Genomic DNA, 18,988 nt, shown 5'->3' on the forward strand with positions numbered 1-18,988 from the left:
ACACAGGGTACACAGAAGGATTCATGGCTGAAGCAGAAAAACCCCTCTCGGGGGTACTGAAGATCGACATCGCCGACCCCGCGCTCAAGGTCGTACTCACCTTCGAGGCCAGCAACGACGGCGACGAGTGGACTCCCGCAACACTGGGTGCCGCGCTGGCCGAGCGGGGAATCGAGAACGTCCCCGGGCAGGCCGTCCTGGCGGAGTTTCTCAAGACGGCAGCTGCATCGGCCGGGAAAGGCCCCGTTTCCGCCGAGGTGGCCACGGGCATTGCCCCCGTTCAACCGGCCCCGGAGACTCCCCTCTGGGAAGACCTCCCCGTGCCGGAGGACCTCCGGCAGATCAGCTCGGACGTCCTGGCCCAGACACCGCCCCCCGTGATAGTGCGCACAATCCGCGAGCCCGTAGAGCGGGAAACCACGGTAACGCAAAAAAGCGGGTTTCCCTTCGGGAAGGAACGGGTAGAAAAAAAGATCGTCCGCGACACCGTGGAACGCCAGGAACGCGTCTACATCGACCCCTCGGTGAAGGAGCTCTTCTTTGCCCGCCAGGGCGATCTGGTGGGGCGAATCACCCCCGCTTCTGCGGGCATCCCCGGNCGGGACGTCTTCGGACGCCCCCTTCCCATCAGAAAACTGGCCGATCCCGCCTTCCACTGCGGACCGAACCTCCAGAAAATACGCGACGAGATCCGCGCTGGCCAGTCGGGCTTCGTCCGGGCAGGCCAGAACTGGGCCGACCTGATCCCCTTCTCGGAGCACTCCTGGTCGGTGGAACTCAGCCCCGACAAGGCCACGGCCTTTCTGCTCTTTACACCGGGACACCGGGCGCTCCCCCTCCCCGATCCGGAGGAGATCCTCCAGGCAGCCCGGGAACTCCCCTACCCCGAAGAATCCCTTATTCAGGCCCGGGAAATCCTTCAGATTCTNACCGATCAAACCGAGGCGGGAACGGAAGAGCGGGTCGTGATCTCCAGCTCCCGCGACGCCTCCTTCGATATCTACGTTCCCGAGGACAAGCTCTCGGCCTACCTGAACGTCCACAAGGGCAAGGGGCGGGGACGCCCCCTGAACCTGCGCGACGTGGGCACGGCGATCAAGGAGAGCGGCCTCAAAAAACTCAACTTCGAGACGATCAAGAAGGATATTCTGGCCTTTTACGAGAGCGGCGAGATGGACCTGACCAGCTACCTGCTCTGCGAGGGAACCCCTCCCGTGCCGGGCCCCGAGCGGCAGGTGGAGTACGCCATCACCTTCAACCCTCCCGAGACCACCGAGAAGATCACCTCCCGTCTGGTTGAACTTCTCCGGGAGACCACGGGACGCGCCGACGATCCCTCCACCCCCGACGACGCTCCCCGGGTAAACCCCGAGGAGATACGCCTGGAGTCGCTGAAGGACTTTCCCGCCGACGAGATCCAGAAGACGGCCTTCGTCAAGACCGAACAGCTACTCTGTTCCATCGATCCCCCGACTCCGGGGGAACCGGGGGTCGATGTCTACGGCGCGATCATCCCTGCGGAACCGGGCGCCGTAGCGGAGATCACCCTCCACGAGAATATCACCCAGCAAAAAGCGGTGATCGCCACAACCCGGGGGGGCGTTCTCGATTATCGCGAGTCCGACGGGGTGGTCTCCCTCCGCGTACGCCCCCACCAGGACGCCAGAATACAGGTTGAACTGACCGAAGACCGCATGGAAGCCCGTCTCTCCCTGGAAGAAGGCGCCGGCACGGGCACGCTCCTGACCCGGGAGGCGATTGATCAGGCCCTCGCCCAGGCCCGCGTAACCCACGGCCTGGACCAGGAAGCCCTCTCCGCAGCCCTGCGGGCTGCCCGGGCCTCGGGGGCGGGTGCGCCCCTTACGCAGATCACCGTGGCCCGGGGAACCGACCCGGTCAACCAGAGCGAGAACCGGGTCGAACACCTGGTGGGAGGCCCCTCGGCGGCACCGGTACGCATCCGCAAGGACGGGACAGCCGACTACCGGAGCCGGGGCGATATCATCACCGTCGAGCAGGGGCAGGAACTCTGCAGGCTCCTTCCCTCGCAGCAGAAGGCGATCGACGGAACCGACGTGACGGGAGCCCCCGTGCCCGCGCGAAAACTGGGTGGGTTCGAGCTGGAGATTGGCCCCAACGTCTCACGCCGGGAGGAAGCGGACGGCTCCGTTACCCTCTGCTCCGAGATACGGGGGGAACTCCTGGCCACGGCCAAGCGGATCGAGGTGCTCTCTTCCCACACCGTCCAGGGCGATGTGGATATGTCCGTGGGGAACATCCGCTTTCCCGGAGCCGTCACCATCGGGGGAACCGTCAGGAGCGGCTTCTTCGTGGTCTCCACGGGAGACATCAAGATCGCCGGGGGGGTCGAGGGCGCGCTGATCTCCTCGGACGGGGATATCATGATCAAGGGGGGCGTCAAGGGGGGCGGCAAGGCCGTTCTCCGGAGCAAGCGGAACATCCTGAGCCCCTTTGTGGAGCTCGCCACGGTGCTCGCCGTGGGCGATGTGGTGCTCAAGACCGCCCTGGTCCGGTCCCGCATCAAGTGCAACGGCAAGATCACCTTCAAGGGCGACAAGGGCCGGATTGTGGGGGGAACCCTGCGGGCCCGGAACGGCTTCGAGGTGGCCAGCGTGGGATCACCCCGGGGGATCAGAACCAAGCTCTCCTTCGGCCAGGACTATCTGGTGGCCGACCTGATCGAGAAGGAAGAGAAGGAGATCGAGAAGGTGAAACGCCGCATCACCCAGGTGGATCTGGAGATGCGCAAGAGCGAGAAAACGGGAGCAACAGAAGCGCTGGAAACGCTGCGCGCGGAGAAGATCAAGCTTCTGAAACTTATGGAAAAGCGGGGGTTGCGGCTCTTCACGCTGCGGGAACGGTTCGAGCAACACTTTCCCAGTAAAGTGGTGATCAGCGGCGAGGTCCACAGCGGCACGGTCTTCGAGAGCCACGGCCGGACCTTTGAGGTCACCTCACCCCGGAAGGCGATTGCCGTGGAGTTCAACCCCCACACCGGCAACATAGACATCAGCGAACTGAACGGGAGTTAAGACGATGCCTCTCTATTTTGAATACCCTCACTGGCTTTCACCGGAGATAATCCCGGGCCTTCCCCTGCGGTGGTACGGCCTGATGTATCTGGTGGCCTTCTCCCTGGCCTACCTGCTCACACGGGTACAGCTGCGGGACAAGCGGTTCGGCGTGAGCCACACCGTGAGCGAAGACGATCTGGTGAACCTCTTTTTCTGGACGATTCTGGGACTCCTGGCGGGGGCCCGAATCTTCGCCGCCCTGGTCTACGACACCTCGGGACGCTACCTCTCGCGACCCTGGCTTATCTTCTGGCCCTTCGACGAGCGGGGCGCCTTCACGGGGCTTCAGGGCATGAGCTACCACGGAGGGCTCCTGGGTGCCGTTGTGGGGTTTGTCGCCTACGCACGGATACGCAAGATCGATATCCTGGAAATGGGAGATCTTCTGGTAACGGCGATCCCCCTGGGCTACACCTTCGGGAGGATCGGGAACTTCATCAACGGCGAACTCTACGGCCGTATCACAAGCCGCCCCTGGGGCGTTCTCTTCCCCGGAGCCCGGGAGGTTCCCGCCCGACACCCCGCAGTACAGGAGACGGCGGCCCGCCTCCAGATCAACCTGGAGGGGCTGGACTTCGTGAACCTGCCCCGGCACCCGTCGCAACTCTACGAGGCGGCCCTGGAAGGGGTGGTGCTCTGGGCGATCCTCTGGTTTATCTTCCGGCACCGGAAGCCCTTCAAGGGGTTCATGATCGGCCTGTACCTGATCGGCTACGCCCTGGCCCGGTTTGTGGCAGAATATTTCCGCGTCCCCGACAGCGACCTGGGCTTTGTTATCCAGGCAGGGCCCGAAAACAACCCGGAATGGCTCTTTCTCTCGCTGCTGAACATAACCACCGGCCAGATCCTGAGCCTCCTGATGGCCCTGGCGGGAGTGGTCCTCCTGGGAATTCTCTGGTTCCGGGCCAGCCAGGCCCCCCGGGTCCAGACCTTTCAGGAGGCGCCCCCCGAACACCGCCGGAACGCCCGGCGACAGTTGCGAAAAAAACTCAACCGTCGCTGAGGCGGTCTGCCCCTTCCCTGCCCTGTTCCCGGCGGGGCCTGCGCTCGCGCAGCTCGACCAGGCCCTGCCACCCCAGCAGAAGAACCAGCACCACGGCAGCGCTCCAGGGAACCCAGTCGCCCCAGCGTTCGTAGAGGGTAACCCGGGAACCGTCGGGGATCTCCACAGTGGCAAGGAGATACTGCTCGGAATACTGGGGAACGGTAGCGACAATTCTCCCGGCAGCATCGATATGGGAGGTGACGCCGCTGGCGGTTGACCGCACCATGGGACGGCGGAGCTCCACCGTCCGGAAGAGGGCAGCTACAAAATGCTGCTGGGCCGCCACCTCCTGGAGAGACCAGTAGTCGTTGGTGAGGTTCACCACCACCTCCATCCCCGCCCGGGCGAACTCCCGGACCTGTCCCGGAAAGACATCCTCAAAACAGATGGGTGTGGCAAACCGAAAATCGGGGTGGTGAAAGATGGTACGCTCCTCGCCGGGAGTCCAGAACGCCACATCGAAGTCCAGGAGCATCTGATACACCCAGGGAAACTGCCGCTCGTAGGGGAAGTACTCCGTGAAGGGAACCAGCTTGATCTTGTGGTAGGTCTCGTGGCGCACCCCCTCGGGCGAGAGAAGCACGGCGGCGTTGAAATTATGGCGCTCGAGCTCCTCGCCCTCCTCATCCAGCACCTGGCGGTAGTCATCGTTTCCCGTGACAAGCCAGGTCCCCATGGTCTCCTGATAGGCTAGGAACTCCTGCACCAGCCGGGCGAGACCATACCGCCGGGGATCCTCCCGGGACCATCGGCGAATATTGGGCACAAAGGCCGTCTCGGACCAGACTACCAGGTCGGGCTCGTAGGAACGCGTCGCCTCGGTCAGGGCCATCAGCGAATCCAGGGTCCTGCGGTATTCGTGCTTCCGGGGGTCGCTATTCTGCTGGATCAGGGCCAGCCGGACCTCGCCCCGCGAGGGGAGGGGCCGGGAAAGGAGGAAGGCGCCTCCCCCCAGGGAGAGCACCAGAACCCCGGCGATCCCCAGGGCCGAGGCCCGGAGCCCTCGAACCCTGGCCGCGACGGAACAATCCCTCCGCAACAGGAGGAGCACCATCTCGGCCCCCAGGCTGTTCACCAGAAGCACCACAAAACTCACCAGCCAGACCCCGCCCAGCTCGGCCAGCTGGATCAACGGCAGAAGCCGGTACTGGCTGTGGGCCACCAGCAACCAGGGATACCCCAGAAAACCGCTGCTGCGCGCCAGCTCGAAGGCGGTCCAGGCCAGGGGCAGCACCACCACACACCAGGGCTCGTTCCGGGCCCGGCGAAGCGCCCCCGCAGCCAGGGGCATGAACAGCCCGTAGAAGCCGAGGAAAATCACCCCCACCGCCTGGAGCGAGATAAGATTGAACGTACCGAGCCAGAAGTTCCCCAAAAGCGTAAAAAGAACCCCGTAGAGAAGCCCGTACCAGACGGCCCTCCCCGTTCTGGCGGCTCTGGTCTGCCCCCGGAGAACCACAAAAAGCGGCACCAGAGAGACCCACCCCAGAAGGGGAAGCCCCTCCAGAAAGAAGGCCGACGGAGCAGCCAGCACCGAAAGCCCCACCGAGAGGAGCACCAGCAGCGGCGAGAGGAAGAGCCACCCCTCGCCCTCGTGCCCCTCTGCCCGGCGCCGGACCCCCGCCAGCAGCCAGATCACCAGATCGGCCCCCAGGAGCGGAGCAAAGCGACTCACCGCGATGAGCCGTTCCGTGCGCGTATCCAGGGCAAGGCGAAGGTTCCCTCCGCTCTCGATGAAGCGCTGGACGTAATCCATATTTGCGTTCAGGGCAAAGATGTAGGCAAAGAGGAAGAGGAAAAAGCCGAAGAAGAACAGCCCCTCCGCAGCGGGCCCCAGCAAATCCCAGAAGAGGGGCCCCCGCCGGAGACGGCTCGCCAGCACCACCATCCAGAGACAGTGCAGGGAGAACCACGCCAGAAGCAGGCTGTCTCCCCCCCCCGGAGGCATAACCGCCGTGGCAGGAAGGAAAAAGAGGAAGACCCCCGTGAGAAGAGTCGCCAGAAAGAGCCCCAGCATCACCAGAAATCCCTGGTGTTGATCAGCAATCCTCATGGCGGGCATCATAACAACCACCGGAGCCCGCCACAACAGGAAAACGGTTGACCCCGGGGCATTTTTCATGCTACCTATAGACCTCCCGAATTGAAGACAGGAGTTAGACAGTGGCTAAATCAAAAAAGGGTAACCTGACACGGGTTCGCCTCAAGAGCACCGAGAGTGGTTTCTGCTACTACACGGTAAAGAACAAGAAGAACACTCCCAACAAAATGGAGTTCATGAAGTACGACCCGTTTGTGCGGAAGCACGTCCTCTTCAAGGAATCGGGCAAGGTCTGACAAGGAGCGCCTCATGAGTCGTCGATGTTCCATATCGGGTAAAAAACCGATGGCGGGGAACAACGTTTCCCACGCCCACAACAAAACGCGCCGCTGGCAGCGCCCCAATGTCCAGAACAAGCGGCTGTTCGTCCCCGAACTCAACCGGTTTGTACGCATCAAATTGAGTACTCGAGCACTCCGCACCATCAACAAGATCGGGCTGATGTCCTACCTCCGCAAGGAGAACCTCTCTCTCAAGGACGTTACCTGATCCAGCTGCACCCGGGACAGTGTCCCGGGTACCGCTTTTCCCGCCGGTTTCCCGGCTGATTCGCCCTCCCTGGCTGTTTGCCCTCCCCGGCTCTTCGCACGGGATTTTTTATTCTTCCGGATCTCTCGGCTCTCCCGTCTCTGGCGACGCTCTGTCCTCTGGCCCCGTTCCCCCTGATCTTCTCCACCGTCGCACGGAGCGGTCCCGGTATTCCTGAACAAGCGTCCCCAAGGCCCACTCCGACGGAACCGGGTCGTAGCCCCCGAAAAAGAAGGCCGAGCACCGCCCGATCCGCAAAGCCCCCATGATCACCCCCCGGACCACACCATGAGCCTCCAGAGCCTGCCGGGTATACTCCGAGCAGGAGGGATAATAATTACACCTGGCGGGGAGCAAGGGAGATATCACCCGTTGGTACAACATAAGGGGCAGAAGCACGATTTTTTTGACAATTTTCATACATTCCCTCTCCACGACGGCCCCGAATGGTGTAGAATGCCCCCATTGGCATGATTCAGGACACAGAACGGCTACGCAACATTATCTCCCTTGATTCTGAATTGAACAAGATTCAGGACGAGGACATCCTCCTGGAGAGGATCCTGCTGGAAGCCCGGCGGGTGGTGGGTGCCGACGCCGGGTCCATCTACGCCGTAAACGGCGACCACCTGGTGATAAACTACGCCCAGAACGACACACTCCAGAAGAACCTCCCTCCCGGGAAAAAGCTGATCTACAACATCTTCACCGTTCCCGTCACGACAAACACCATCTCGGGCTACGCCGCGGCCACAGGGAGGGCCCTGAACGTCTCCGACGTGTACCAGATCCCCCCCTCAGCCCCCTATGGCTTTGATCCTTCCTACGACACCCGGGCAGGTTACCGCAGCACCTCCATGCTGGCGGTCCCCCTCAAGACGAACACGGGAGCTATTCTGGGAGTCATCCAGATCATCAACAAGATGACCGACCAGGGGGAGGTGACAGCCTTCGACCGGGACGACGAGCTCCTGGTGACGCACTTTGCCGCCAACGCCACGGTAACGCTCCAGCGGGCACGCATGACCCGGGCGATTCTGCTCCGCATGATCCGCATGGCCGAGCTGCGGGATCCCAAGGAGACGGGCCCCCACGTCAACCGTGTGGCCGGGTACAGCGTGGAGATCTACGAGGCCTGGGCAAGCCGGACGGGGGTCCCCCGGGCAGCGCTCGAGCGGACCCGGGACAACCTTCGCATGGCGGCCATGCTTCACGACGCAGGCAAGGTGGCGATCTCCGACACGATCCTGAAAAAGCCAGGCCGCTTCACCGAAGACGAATATAACATCATGAAAACCCACACCTGGCAGGGAGCCCGGCTCTTTCTGGACAAGCAGTCGGAATTTGACGAGCTGGCCCAGGAGGTAGCCCTGAACCACCACGAGAACTGGGACGGCTCGGGCTACCCGGGACACGTGGACATCCAGACCGGCGAGCCCATCGACCCGAACCCCGACGGCTCGGCCCGGGGAAAGGCCGGCACGGAGATCCCCCTCTTCGGGCGCATCGTAGCCATAGCCGATGTCTACGACGCGCTTCTCTCGAACCGGGTCTACAAGGACGCCTGGACCGAGGAGGACGCCCTGGCGGAACTGAAGCGCCTGCGGGGGACCAAGTTCGATCCGGACCTGATCGATATCTTCTTTCAGGTTCTTCCCAATATCCAGACCATCACCGAGCGCTACGCCCGGGAGGACTGACCCGGCCCCCTCCGGAAACGCCCCAGGGGGACCACCGATATATTAACGCAGCGGCACCGCGACCTGCTGGCCCGGAGGCAGAGCCACCTCGGAGGAACCAACCTCGAGGGTGATCTCCCGGGAGTTATCCTCCCGGGCCCGCACCGTCATGGCACGCTGGTGAAGGGTTACCTCCAGGCTGTCACCCCACCGTTTCAGGGTAAAGGCGAGCGTCTCCCACCCCGAGGGAAGGTGCGGATCAAAACCGAAGCCACTCCGGGTCAGGTACATCCCGGCAAACCCGCTCACCACGATCTGCCAGGCCACACCGCAGGCGGCGGTATGGATCCCCCCAATGAAGGTTCCCCCGCTGACAGCCTTCCCCCTGTTGAGCAGATCCACCGTGCAGGACCTCAAAAAATACCGATACGCCTCCTGATCGTGCCCGATCCAGGCGGCGCAGATGGCGTACACGGCGTAACTCAGGGAGGACCCGTGCTGGGTTCTCGGCTCGTAGTACTCCCAGTTGGCACGGATCACCTCGCGGCTGCAGGCCTTGGGGTGCAGCATAAAGAGCTGGGTCACATCGGCCTGCTTCGAGACCTGGGTCTCCACGGCAATTCCGTTGGGCCAGCCCCAGTACTCCCCGGGGTCCAGCAACCGTTCCCTGATCACCTCGGGGCGGGTATCTTCCAGCTCGAAAAATCCCTGGAACTGCTCGATCAGCCCCGTCTCATGATCGGCCTCGGGAATATGGATCCGCCGGGCGATATCGTCCCAGGCATCGCGCTCTCCCCGCTCCAGACCGATCCGCCGGGCCACATCGTCGAAGACCCGGGGATGGTCCGTGCTCAGGCTGTCGTAGACCTCCACGGCGTAGCGGCAGACAAACTGCGCCTGGAAGTTGGTGAAATAGTTGTTATCCACGTTCTCGTGGTACTCGTCGGGCCCCAGAACACGGATAATCTCGTAGCGCTCCAGACCGGGCCGGTAATGAACCCGCGACGCCAGAAAGCGAGCCACCTCGAAGAGAATCTCCGCCCCGTAGAGCTCGAGAAACTCCTGGTCGCCCGTGGCGGTGACGTACTTCCAGACGGTGTAGGCGATATCGGGGGAGACGTGAATCTGCCAGTCGTTGAAGTGGTTCCGGATCCGCCGCCCCGTGAGAACGTCGCGGAAGAACCAGGAGGGACAGATCTCCTCACCCGTGTCGCCGCTGACCCAGGCGTAGAAGGCTCCCCGGTATCCCAGATCACGGGCCTTTTTCCGCGCCCCGTCGAGCGTGCGGTAGCGATAGACCAAGAGCCGTCGGGCCGTCTCGGGATCGGTGAAGAGAAACATGGGGAGGTTGAAGATCTCCTGATCCCAGAAGGCTGCCCCCTGGTAGGCCTGGCAGGAGAGCCCCCGGGCCCCCAAGGGCAGGTGATCGGCGTGAGCCGGTGCGGCGATCACGTTGTGATAGAGATTGTAGCGGATCAGGGTCTGGGCAACCCTGTCGCCACCGATCAGGATATCGGCGGAGTCCCAGCGATCCCTCCAGATCTTCCGGTGAGCTTCGCGCAGCTCCTCCCAGCTCCGGGAAACCGCCCGGGAGAGCCCCCCAGCGGTGGCCTGGCGAACCTCCTCCTGCGTGGGCAGGGGCCCCCGGGCGGCGTCGCTGGTGATCCGCGAGGTATCACGCAGATCGTTGGACGAGTAGAGAACCACCCGTTTTTCCAGAACCAGCGCCTGCCCCTCCTCGAGGGAAACCCGGAAAACCCGGCAGAGCGCTCCCTCCCGAGAGGCAGTCTCGCAGGGCTCGATCGCCGCTCCCCCCGCTCGCCGAAGGAGCGCGTCCTCCCGGAGAACCAGGTGGTACCCCTGCTCCCCCGTCACACAGGACGCCTCCAGACAGTCCGGGCCCTCCTCCAGGGAGAGCGAGGAGAAATGGTTTCCATTGAGGCTCCAGACCTTCCCGTCGATCCCCGTGGCGATTTCCAGCTCCACCTCTCCGAGAGCGGTTATTCTGGTGCGGCTCGTGAGCAGGTGAAGGTCGTCGTAGCTGCAAAAACGCTCCTCCTCCACCAGAATTCCCGGGTCATCCCATCGGGCACGGGCGCTCCACTCCCCCCGGAGCATACTCAACCGGCGTTCGTACTCCCCGAATCCCCCCTGTCGCCACAGGATATCCTTGCCCCGGCAGGAAAGAAGGGTAAAGAGACCGTTCGGGGCCGTCACCAGCTCCTTCCAGGTCCCGTCGGCGTTGTCGTAGGTATCGGTCACCACCAGGGCCGGGTACTGATCGGCCCGGTCATCGGCAAACGTTCCCCGATACCCCATGTAGCCGTTCCCGATCATAAAGTTACTGCCCGCCGTTACGGCCTGATCGGGGTCAAAGCGGCTCTCGCCGATCTCCCAGCAGGTCTCGCTCCAGATCTCGTCCGAGAGCTCTACCCTCTGCTCCATCTTTGTGTTCATCGATTGACTCCAGTTATATTATTGCAGGCAGGGGCCTGACCCGGGAGAGAGATTCCTTCCCGGGCGCACCGACCCCCTGCTCCGGAACCCGCTCCACGCTGCCAGCCGGTACACCCGGGCGTCCCCGAAACTCCGGGGACGAAGCCCCCTCACAGGCGGGTCTACCCCTTGACGGAACCGGCCATCATGCCCCGAACGAAGAACCGCTGGAGGCTGAAAAAGACGATCAGCGGCATAATCATGGTGAGAAAGGCCCCCGAAGTGAGAACATACCAGGTCTGTCCCCGGGACCCCACCAGCTCGGAAAGTCTCGTCGTCACCACAGCCACGTCCACGCTCGTTCCCAGGAAGATAAGCGCCACCAGCAGATCGTTCCAGACCCAGAGAAACTGGAAGATCGCGAAGGAGGCCACAGCCGGGACGGAGATGGGCAGCACCAGAAAGATGAACTTCGTCATGGGCGTGGTGCCGTCCACCTCGGCAGCCTCGATCAGGTCCCGGGGAATCTGCGAGATATAGCCGTAGAGCAGGTAGGTAGCCAGGGGCAAACCGAACCCCGTATGGGCCAGCCAGATCCCCAGATAGGTCCCGGCGAGCCCCACATCGTTATAGAGGCGGAAGAGGGGCAGCAGCGAGGTCTGCAAAGGCACCACCATGAGGCCCACCACCAGAACGAAGAGGAGCCGTCTCCCGGCAAAGCGCATCCAGGCCAGGGCGTAGGCCGCAAAGGCCGCGATCGTTATGGGAATGACCGTGGCAGGGATCGTCACCAGCAGACTGTTCAGGAAGGCATTTCCCATGGCGTCTTCGGTGAGAACCTCGATGTAGTTACCCAGCGTCCAGTGCCCATGGGTAAAGGGCTGGAACACCGCCATCCACCACCCCGTGGAATCGATGGCCACGGGATCCCTGAAGGAACTCACCAGGAGCCCGAAGGTGGGGATTGTCCAGACGATGACGATACAGGCCACCGCCAGGTTCAGCATCACCCGCCGGAATATCTCCTGGGGAGTTTTTTGTCGTTTCTGTATTGCAAGAGTGTGTCCCACGGGATCCTCCTAGACCTGATTCATTCTGCGGATGTTGTAGATCATCACCGGCGTCACACCGATAAAGATGATCACCGCCAGAGCGGCCCCCCGTCCGTAGGCACCCTGGATAAACATCTGGTTGTACATCATGTTTGCCACTACTTCCGTGCTGAACCGGCCGCTGGTCATGACGTAGACCACATCGAAAACCTTGAGCACCAGAATGACGATGGTGGTGGTCACCGTGAGAATGGTGCCGCTCACAAAGGGAATGATCACCTGGAAAAAGATGCGAAACTCCCCCGCCCCGTCGATCCGGGCAGCCTCGAGGAGGCTTGAAGGGACCCCCTTCACCGCCGACGAGAGAATGACCATGGCAAAACCCGTCTGAAGCCAGATCATGATGATAATGAGGAAGAAGTTGTTCCACGGCTCGAGCCGGAGCCACCCCAAAGGTTCTGCCCCCAGGGCAACCCTGATCGCGTTCAGGAGGCCGATCTGGGCTCCAAAGCTCGCCCGATAATAGATAAAGCGCCAGATAACCGAGGCCCCCACAAAGGAGATCGCCATGGGCAGAAAGATGAGAGACTTGGCAAAGCGCTCCCACCTGATCCGGTCCACCAGAACGGCGATGATCAACCCCAGAGAGACCGCAAAGAGGGGAACAAAAATCAGCCAGAGGGCGTTGTTCCGCAGGGCGATCTGCAGAGCCGGGTCCGTGAAGGCCCGCAGATAGTTCTGGAATCCGAAGTTTACCGGCGATCCCCCCCTCTGAAAATCAAAGAAGCTGATATAGATCGTCCTCACCGTGGGATAGATGATATATACCAGAAGGATCAGAAAAGCCGGAGTGATAAACACATAGGGACGCAGAAGATCGCGCGTTCGTCCCGGCAGCAGCGCCACCAGGCGGTCCGCCACGAGGAAGAGCCCCCAGATACCGCCCACTCCAACCAGCAGCGCCACCAGGGCGATCACCGGACGGGGAGCAGAGCCGTCGCGCATGAAGAGAAAACTCCAGGAGAAGACCGCCACCAGCGCGACCGCTCCCAGGACTGTCATCAGAATATGGGAAAACTTGCCTTGCTCGCTTACCCTGTCGCTCATTCAATCCCCCCGTGAAAGATAGGGCTACACCCCGGTGGCGAAGCGCCCGTGCAAGGCGCCCCGCCACCGGGAAAGAGGCGAAACAGCACCCCCCGCCTTAGCGGCCGGGCCAGCTGTTGTCGATGTTCTGCAGAGTCCGCTCGAGATTCACGTTGGGATAGTTGTTTACATAATCGGTGATCTCGGTCCAGAACGATCCCGCGCCAACCGGGCCGGGCATGAGGTCAGAGCCGTCGAACCGGAAAGTATCGGCGTTGGCGATGATCTCGGCGTAGCGCCGGTCCGCCTCGGTGGGATACCAGGAGAGGTCGGCATCGGCGTGGGGAGAGACGAACCCTCCCGCCTGGACCCAGGCCTTGGTGGAGATTCCCTGGGTCATGTAGCGGGCCAGGGCACGAACCTCGGGGCGATCGTTAAAGACGCCGTAGATGTCACCTGCGCCGAGCACGGGCCGTCCGAACTCCTCGTCGATGGGGGGAAGATAGAAGAAATCTGCATCGACCCCGACCTGGACCCCACGGGGGAAGAAGGCGGGAATAAAACTCGCCTGGCGGTGCATCCACGCCGAGGGGGGATCCGTGAAGAGGGCATTGGGAGCGTCCCCGAAGGGAGTGAGCACGATTCCGTCGGTCCCGCCCAGGACATAGTCCTCGTTGAACCAGATTTCGCTCATGATCTCGAAGGCCCGCTTTACTTCGGGGCTGTTGAAGGGGTGTTTCCCCTCTACCCAGTTGTCGTAGACCTCGACGGGAGCGATGCGAAGCAGGATATCCTCGATCCAGTCCGTTCCCGGCCACCCCGTGGCACCGGCAGACTCGATACCGATGGACCAGGGCACTCCACCGTCGGCGACGATCTGGTCCGAGAGCGCGATCAGCTCGTCCCAGGTCTCGGGAATCTGGTAGCCCGCCGCGTCCCAGGCTTTCTTGGGGTACCAGACCAGGCTTTTTACGTTGGCCCGGTGCCAGAATCCCGACATGATACCATCCATGGTGGCCATATCGAGCCAGCTCTGGTCGTACTGCTGCTCCAGGTAGTCCTGGGAGAACCACTGGTTCAGATCGATCACCTGACCGCCCTGAACGAAGTCGCTCAGAAGACCGGGCTGGGGAAAGGCCGCCATGTCGGGAGGACTCCCGCCCTCGACCCGCACGGTGATGAGGGACTCGAAATCACCAGACCCCTCGTAGACCACATTGATTCCCGTGGCCTCCTTGAAGATCTCCATGGAGCGGTTGAACCGCCGGGCGTCTTCGTCCACGAAGGCTCCGAAGATCCGCACCGTCTTTCCCGAGAGATCCTGTCCCTCGGTCCAGGGGTTATCGGTGTAATCCACATCAGCAGCGGGCGCTTTCTCGGCCTGTCCTCCGGCGAAGAGAGCGACTGCAGAGAAGAGAAATACTCCCGCAAGTAACGAAACAGCTATTTTCCTGAACATAGCACCTCCTGTTTTTGGCTTGTTCTTTTAGTTGCGATATGCAACCAACCATGAGGGTACCACGGCGAATTCCTGCTGTCAACGAAAAAAATCTCGATTTCAGGGGGAATGGAACGCCGAATTTGACAGCTCCCCCATTGTCGTGTAGAGTTGGTTTCGGAAACCAACTGAAGGCAGGAGCGACAGGCCCCGACGAAGAGACCCGGGCAGCCCGGACACAGGACGGCGGCGGGCCCCAAGGTCCAGGCCGGCAGGACTTACAATAACACGAAACGGTGGCGGCAATGGAACGATACGTCAGCAAGGTAAATATCACCCGCGTTCTCCGGACAATCTATCTCACCCAGGGGCTCAGCCGGGTCGAAATCGCCAGGATCCTCGATATAAACAAGTCAACCGTCTCGAAGATCGTCTCCTTCCTGGAGGAGCTGGGGATCGTGGAGACCGCCGCCGTGGGCGAGGCGGGCCCCACCGGCGGCAGACGCCCCCTGCACCTGCGCATACGCCCCGACTGGGGGTGTGTCATGGGGCTGGAGATCCAGACCGAGGCCTTCACCGTCGTGGGGGTCAACCTTCAGGGGGAGGTCTTTTTCAGCCACACCGAACCGCTGGACCTGCGAACCATCAGCCTGGTGGATGCCTTCATCGCCATTGTGGACCGCTTCCGGCCCAGTCTGGAGAACACGGGCATGCCCGTTCTGGGTATCGGCGTGGGGCTCCCGGGGTTTGTCGATCCCCTGCGGGGCGTACTCTGCGCCTCCATGCCCTTCGAGCACTACGAGGAAATCAACTTTGTCCGCGAGGCCCGGGAGCGGCTCGGTATCCGCGTGCCCGTTCTGGTGGACAACGATGCGAACTGCGGGTGCTGGGGCGAACTCGCCTTTCGCCACAGCTCCCGGCCCAGCAACTTTATCTTTGTCCTGGGAGAGCACCGGAAACACACCATCGCCATGGACAACCACCGGATCATGGCTCTGGGCGTGGGGCTGGTTCTGAACGGCCAGGTCCACCACGGGGAGACCTTCTCGGCGGGCGAGTTCCGGAGCATCCTCTACAAGAGACAGCAGGTAAACCAGTTTTCCATAACCGATGAGCAGGCCAAACTCTTTCTCCAGGACCCCCGGGTGGACGAACTGATCGTGGACGAGCTGGCCCGGCACATCTCCTTTCTGGTAAATATGCTCAACCTTCGCAAGGTGGTAATCGGTGGCCCCGTGGAGGTTCTGGCCGAGCAGATCGAGGAGGCTGTGCGAAAATATACGCGGATAAACTGGGCCTATCCCCGGCAGGTGGAGTTCGAGATGGAGGTCTCCCGCCTGGGAGAACGGGCCGTCGCCTACGGTGCGGCGGGGATGTATCTGGAACGGTTGATCAGGATCCCTTCGGTAGAGACCGACCGCGAGGCTACGGCCCCCTGCGGGATCGATCTTCTGCCCCAGATGGGGCAGGATCAGCTGGTGCGGCGGTAGACCTCTTCCACCAGCTGCAGATGCTCGGGGGTCCCCATCTGCACCGTCTCGGGCACGAACCGCAGGGGGCGGAGGAACCTTCCCTCGGGGAGCTCTTCCGGGAAGTCCGCCGGGGGGACCAGGAGCCCCCGCTCGAGCTTGACCCGCAGAATGCGCCGGACCGCCCCGTTCAGGGCCTCTTCGGAGATCTCCCCCTCCTCCAGGGCGCGCAGGATTCGCCGGAAACTCCGCTCGGGAGACGCGGGGTAGAGCAACAGGTCAGCTCCCGCCTGAAAGGCCCGCAGGGGACGCTCGTCGGGGTGCGCAAAGCGATCGAGGGCCTTCATAACGAGCGAGTCCGTCACGATCAGCCCCGGGTATTCCAGGTCCTCCCGCAGGATTCCCTGGAGCACCTCCCGGGAGAAGGTTGCCGGCGTGTCGTCACCCACCACCCGGGGGAGGCTGATATGGGCGGTCATGACCCCCTCGGCTCCCGCCGTAATCCCCTGGCGAAAGGGAACAAACTCCAGGGAACGAAGCCGTTCCAGATCGTGCTCGACGACCACCGATTGATAGTGGGTGTCCTCCCGGGTGTCCCCGTGGCCGGGGAAATGCTTTATTACGGCACTCACGCCGTTGTCCTGGAGCCCCCGAACGGTGGCAGCCACCATGCGTGCCACCAGGTGGGGGTCGCTTCCGAAGGCGCGACTGCCGATAACGGGGTTTTCGGGGTTGGTCAGGATATCGGCCACGGGGGCAAAGTTCATGGTTATTCCCAGACTCCGCAGCTCCCGCGCCATGGCGCCGGCGATGGCGTAGGCCAGCTCCTCGCTCCCCGTGCGGCCGATCCTGGAGGCCGAGGGAATCGCCGTGGCGGGCATGCGGCTGCTGCTGCTGAGGCGACTCACCACCCCTCCCTCCTGATCAACCGCCACGAGCAGGGGGAGCGGGCTCGCCTCCTGAAGGTCTTCCACGAGCCGTCTGGTCTGCTCGGGGTCCCGCAGGTTCGCACCGAAGAGGATTACCCCCCCGGGCTGGACGGTGGCGATCATCTCCCGCGTCGCCTGGTCCAGCTCCGTCAGGGGCGCTCCCCGGGAATCGCTCATCAGGGCCGGCATGAAGAGCTGCCCCACCCGTTCTTCCAGGGTCATGCGGGAGAGGATCGCTCCGGCTACCCGATCCAGGAGGGCCCCCTCCTGCAGGTGGATCTCTCCGGGAAGGGTAGCGCCGGGGGCGATTTCCGCCGGGAGATCCTCCCCGGGGGCGTCTCCCCGACGTCCTTCCTGCCGGGGCCGTTCTTCAGCGGTGGCTCCTCCCTGGTCGGGCCCCGGTGTAGCGCAGGAGAGAAAAACCGCGAGAAGTAACACAAACGTAGTGGAGATAGCACAGAGTTGTACACAAAAGTACACACAATTATGCGAAAAAAGATGCGTTCCTCTTTTCAAAATCCGGAATCCTTTGCAATATGAACAGTTAGAAAACCAAAGAGCGGGCGCAACGGGTGGCACGCTTCTTGCATTTAATCTTCTGAATGGAACAAACAGTGCTGGTGAAAAACCAAAGCCCCCTGTCGGACGAGCTTCGGACGGAGCTGATCCGCAAGTCGGTACATATTCTCATAGCCGCAGTCCCCTCCATGACGGCTTTTCTTGGCACGGCCCTGACGCTGGGAATCCTCGCCACGGGTATCGTGCTCTATACCACGGCGGAAGCCCTGCGCCAGCGCGGGTGTTCCGTGCCGATCATAACACACATCACCCGGGTTTCGTCACGGTCCCGGGAGGCCAATCACTTTGTCCTGGGCCCGGTCACCCTGGGGATCGGGGCCATGCTGGCGATCATGCTCTATCCCCACCCCGCCGCGTCGATCGCCGTCTACGCCCTGGCCTTTGGTGACAGCGCCGCCAGTGTGGCGGGAAAGTTCCTGGGCAGACTCACGATCCCCCTGACGGGGGGAAAGACCCTGGCGGGCAGCCTGGCCTGCACCGCGGTGGTGGCCCTCACCGTGGCGATCATGCTTCAGGGGCAGGTCCTCATCGCCCTCGCCCTGGGAATCACGGCGGCCCTGCTGGAGGCGCTCCCCACCCGCGACGCCGATAACCTCCTCCTGCCCGTGGGGGTAGGCCTTGCAGCAACGCTGATTCTCTAAAGAGCACCCCCCGAGGTCCGGCCAACGGGTTATTCCAGCAGGTAATCCCGATAATTCTCCACAGCAAAGACCAGCACGCCCAGGAGCAGGAACCCCGCCCCCAGGAGGATCAGGGATATCTCGGTTCGGTAAAAGAGCAGGACCCGGCCCAGGGCGAGAGCTGCCGCCGCCAGGGCGGTAAAGAGGGGCCTCCGCTCCCGAACAGCCAGGGCGACCTGAAAAAAACTGACCACCCCCAGAAAGAGCACCACCAGCATCACCGTATCAACCGAGAGGCGCAGCCCCATGGGATAAACCAGATGCTCCGGCAAGGCCAGGCTATCCAGAGGAACGGTCCAGCTCAACCCCAGCGAAACGGCCAGGAGAGCCAGCAGAGATACGCCGTGTCGCTGCAGGGAACCCCCTCCCGCGCAGAGCCCTCCCGTAAAGAGCGCCAGCGTTCCTGCGATCCAACCAAAGGAGGTCACCCGCGAGAGGATGGGCGACAAGTGCCGCCAGGAGGTGGCGGGGATCATGAGCTGGCCCACCTTGGTGATATCCAGGGAGGAGAAGAGAAAAAAGAGGATCACGAAGAACACCGTCACCGAGGGGCTCCGGCGGAACACACGCATATAGGCCGCAGCGGCGCTGCAAAAGATTCCCCAGGTGATCACCGCCCCCAGGAGCGCCCACCCCTGGGAGGGGGAAAATCCGGGCCCGTCGCCCCCCTGAAAGAGAGGCATCGTGCGGGCCAGCGATCCCAGAAGGAACCCTCCTGTCAGAAAAACCAGTGCCATCAGAGCTGCCAGCGTGTGTATTCGTGCGATTCGTGTCATTGCTCCTCTACTATACCCTTTTTTTCGCCAAAAAACCGCACCTCCTGCGGCTCCGGGGTAATGATTCCCCCCAGTCGGGACGATAACAAGGGATG

General features: G+C 62.5%; 15 protein-coding genes. 7 read left to right on the plus strand and 8 right to left on the minus strand.

The window, feature by feature from the left end; translation table 11 throughout:
- Positions 1–23 precede the first annotated feature (23 nt).
- On the plus strand, positions 24–3,053 hold the full coding sequence (locus tag B071_RS0103265) for a flagellar assembly protein A (protein WP_018525673.1): 3,030 nt from the start codon (positions 24–26) through the stop codon (positions 3,051–3,053).
- 4 nt (positions 3,054–3,057) lie between these two features.
- Positions 3,058–4,098, plus strand: a complete 1,041-nt coding sequence (gene lgt / locus B071_RS0103270) for a prolipoprotein diacylglyceryl transferase (RefSeq protein WP_018525674.1) — start codon at positions 3,058–3,060, stop codon at positions 4,096–4,098.
- On the opposite strand, the gene lnt is transcribed toward lgt, so the two are convergent.
- Complete coding sequence (gene lnt, locus B071_RS15695; protein ID WP_157703003.1) at positions 4,085–6,193, minus strand: apolipoprotein N-acyltransferase; 2,109 nt, start codon at positions 6,191–6,193, stop codon at positions 4,085–4,087. The genes lgt and lnt overlap by 14 nt on opposite strands.
- Before the next feature lie 110 nt (positions 6,194–6,303).
- Between lnt and rpmG the strand changes: the two genes are divergently transcribed.
- Positions 6,304–6,477 (plus strand): 50S ribosomal protein L33, encoded by a 174-nt coding sequence (rpmG, locus tag B071_RS0103280; protein ID WP_018525676.1) that lies wholly within the window; start codon positions 6,304–6,306, stop codon positions 6,475–6,477.
- Positions 6,478–6,490: 13 nt separating this feature from the next.
- Entirely contained in the window at positions 6,491–6,730 is a 240-nt protein-coding gene (rpmB, locus tag B071_RS0103285) for a 50S ribosomal protein L28 (protein WP_026244931.1), read from the plus strand.
- A gap of 108 nt (positions 6,731–6,838) precedes the next feature.
- Here rpmB and yidD read toward each other — a convergent pair whose 3' ends face one another.
- Entirely contained in the window at positions 6,839–7,189 is a 351-nt protein-coding gene (gene yidD, locus B071_RS18910; protein WP_018525678.1) for a membrane protein insertion efficiency factor YidD, read from the minus strand.
- Positions 7,190–7,239: 50 nt separating this feature from the next.
- On the opposite strand from yidD, the gene B071_RS0103295 reads away from it, so the two are divergent.
- Positions 7,240–8,469 carry a GAF and HD-GYP domain-containing protein gene (locus tag B071_RS0103295; RefSeq protein ID WP_018525679.1) on the plus strand — a complete coding sequence of 410 codons (1,230 nt, stop codon included), beginning with the start codon at positions 7,240–7,242 and terminating at the stop codon, positions 8,467–8,469.
- Positions 8,470–8,511: 42 nt separating this feature from the next.
- On the opposite strand, the gene B071_RS0103300 is transcribed toward B071_RS0103295, so the two are convergent.
- The 4 genes from B071_RS0103300 to B071_RS0103315 form a co-directional block, all read right to left on the minus strand.
- Positions 8,512–10,905 (minus strand): glycoside hydrolase family 65 protein, encoded by a 2,394-nt coding sequence (locus B071_RS0103300; RefSeq protein ID WP_018525680.1) that lies wholly within the window; start codon positions 10,903–10,905, stop codon positions 8,512–8,514.
- 161 nt (positions 10,906–11,066) lie between these two features.
- Complete coding sequence (locus B071_RS0103305; protein WP_245534043.1) at positions 11,067–11,954, minus strand: carbohydrate ABC transporter permease; 888 nt, start codon at positions 11,952–11,954, stop codon at positions 11,067–11,069.
- A 9-nt stretch (positions 11,955–11,963) separates the two neighbouring features.
- Positions 11,964–13,043, minus strand: a complete 1,080-nt coding sequence (locus tag B071_RS0103310; RefSeq protein ID WP_018525682.1) for a carbohydrate ABC transporter permease — start codon at positions 13,041–13,043, stop codon at positions 11,964–11,966.
- Positions 13,044–13,140: 97 nt separating this feature from the next.
- Positions 13,141–14,481 carry an ABC transporter substrate-binding protein gene (locus B071_RS0103315; RefSeq protein WP_018525683.1) on the minus strand — a complete coding sequence of 447 codons (1,341 nt, stop codon included), beginning with the start codon at positions 14,479–14,481 and terminating at the stop codon, positions 13,141–13,143.
- Between the two features lie 284 nt (positions 14,482–14,765).
- Between B071_RS0103315 and B071_RS0103320 the strand changes: the two genes are divergently transcribed.
- Positions 14,766–15,950 carry an ROK family protein gene (locus tag B071_RS0103320; RefSeq protein WP_018525684.1) on the plus strand — a complete coding sequence of 395 codons (1,185 nt, stop codon included), beginning with the start codon at positions 14,766–14,768 and terminating at the stop codon, positions 15,948–15,950.
- Here B071_RS0103320 and nagZ read toward each other — a convergent pair.
- Positions 15,932–17,296 carry a beta-N-acetylhexosaminidase gene (nagZ, locus tag B071_RS15705; RefSeq protein WP_157703004.1) on the minus strand — a complete coding sequence of 455 codons (1,365 nt, stop codon included), beginning with the start codon at positions 17,294–17,296 and terminating at the stop codon, positions 15,932–15,934. The genes B071_RS0103320 and nagZ overlap by 19 nt on opposite strands.
- 164 nt (positions 17,297–17,460) lie before the next feature.
- On the opposite strand from nagZ, the gene B071_RS0103330 reads away from it, so the two are divergent.
- Positions 17,461–18,078 carry a diacylglycerol/polyprenol kinase family protein gene (locus tag B071_RS0103330; protein WP_157703005.1) on the plus strand — a complete coding sequence of 206 codons (618 nt, stop codon included), beginning with the start codon at positions 17,461–17,463 and terminating at the stop codon, positions 18,076–18,078.
- Between the two features lie 29 nt (positions 18,079–18,107).
- Here B071_RS0103330 and B071_RS0103335 read toward each other — a convergent pair whose 3' ends face one another.
- Positions 18,108–18,893 (minus strand): hypothetical protein, encoded by a 786-nt coding sequence (locus B071_RS0103335; RefSeq protein WP_018525687.1) that lies wholly within the window; start codon positions 18,891–18,893, stop codon positions 18,108–18,110.
- Between the last annotated feature and the right edge of the window lie 95 nt (positions 18,894–18,988).

This window comes from Alkalispirochaeta alkalica DSM 8900 (genome assembly GCF_000373545.1).
Taxonomy (GTDB): domain Bacteria; phylum Spirochaetota; class Spirochaetia; order DSM-27196; family Alkalispirochaetaceae; genus Alkalispirochaeta; species Alkalispirochaeta alkalica.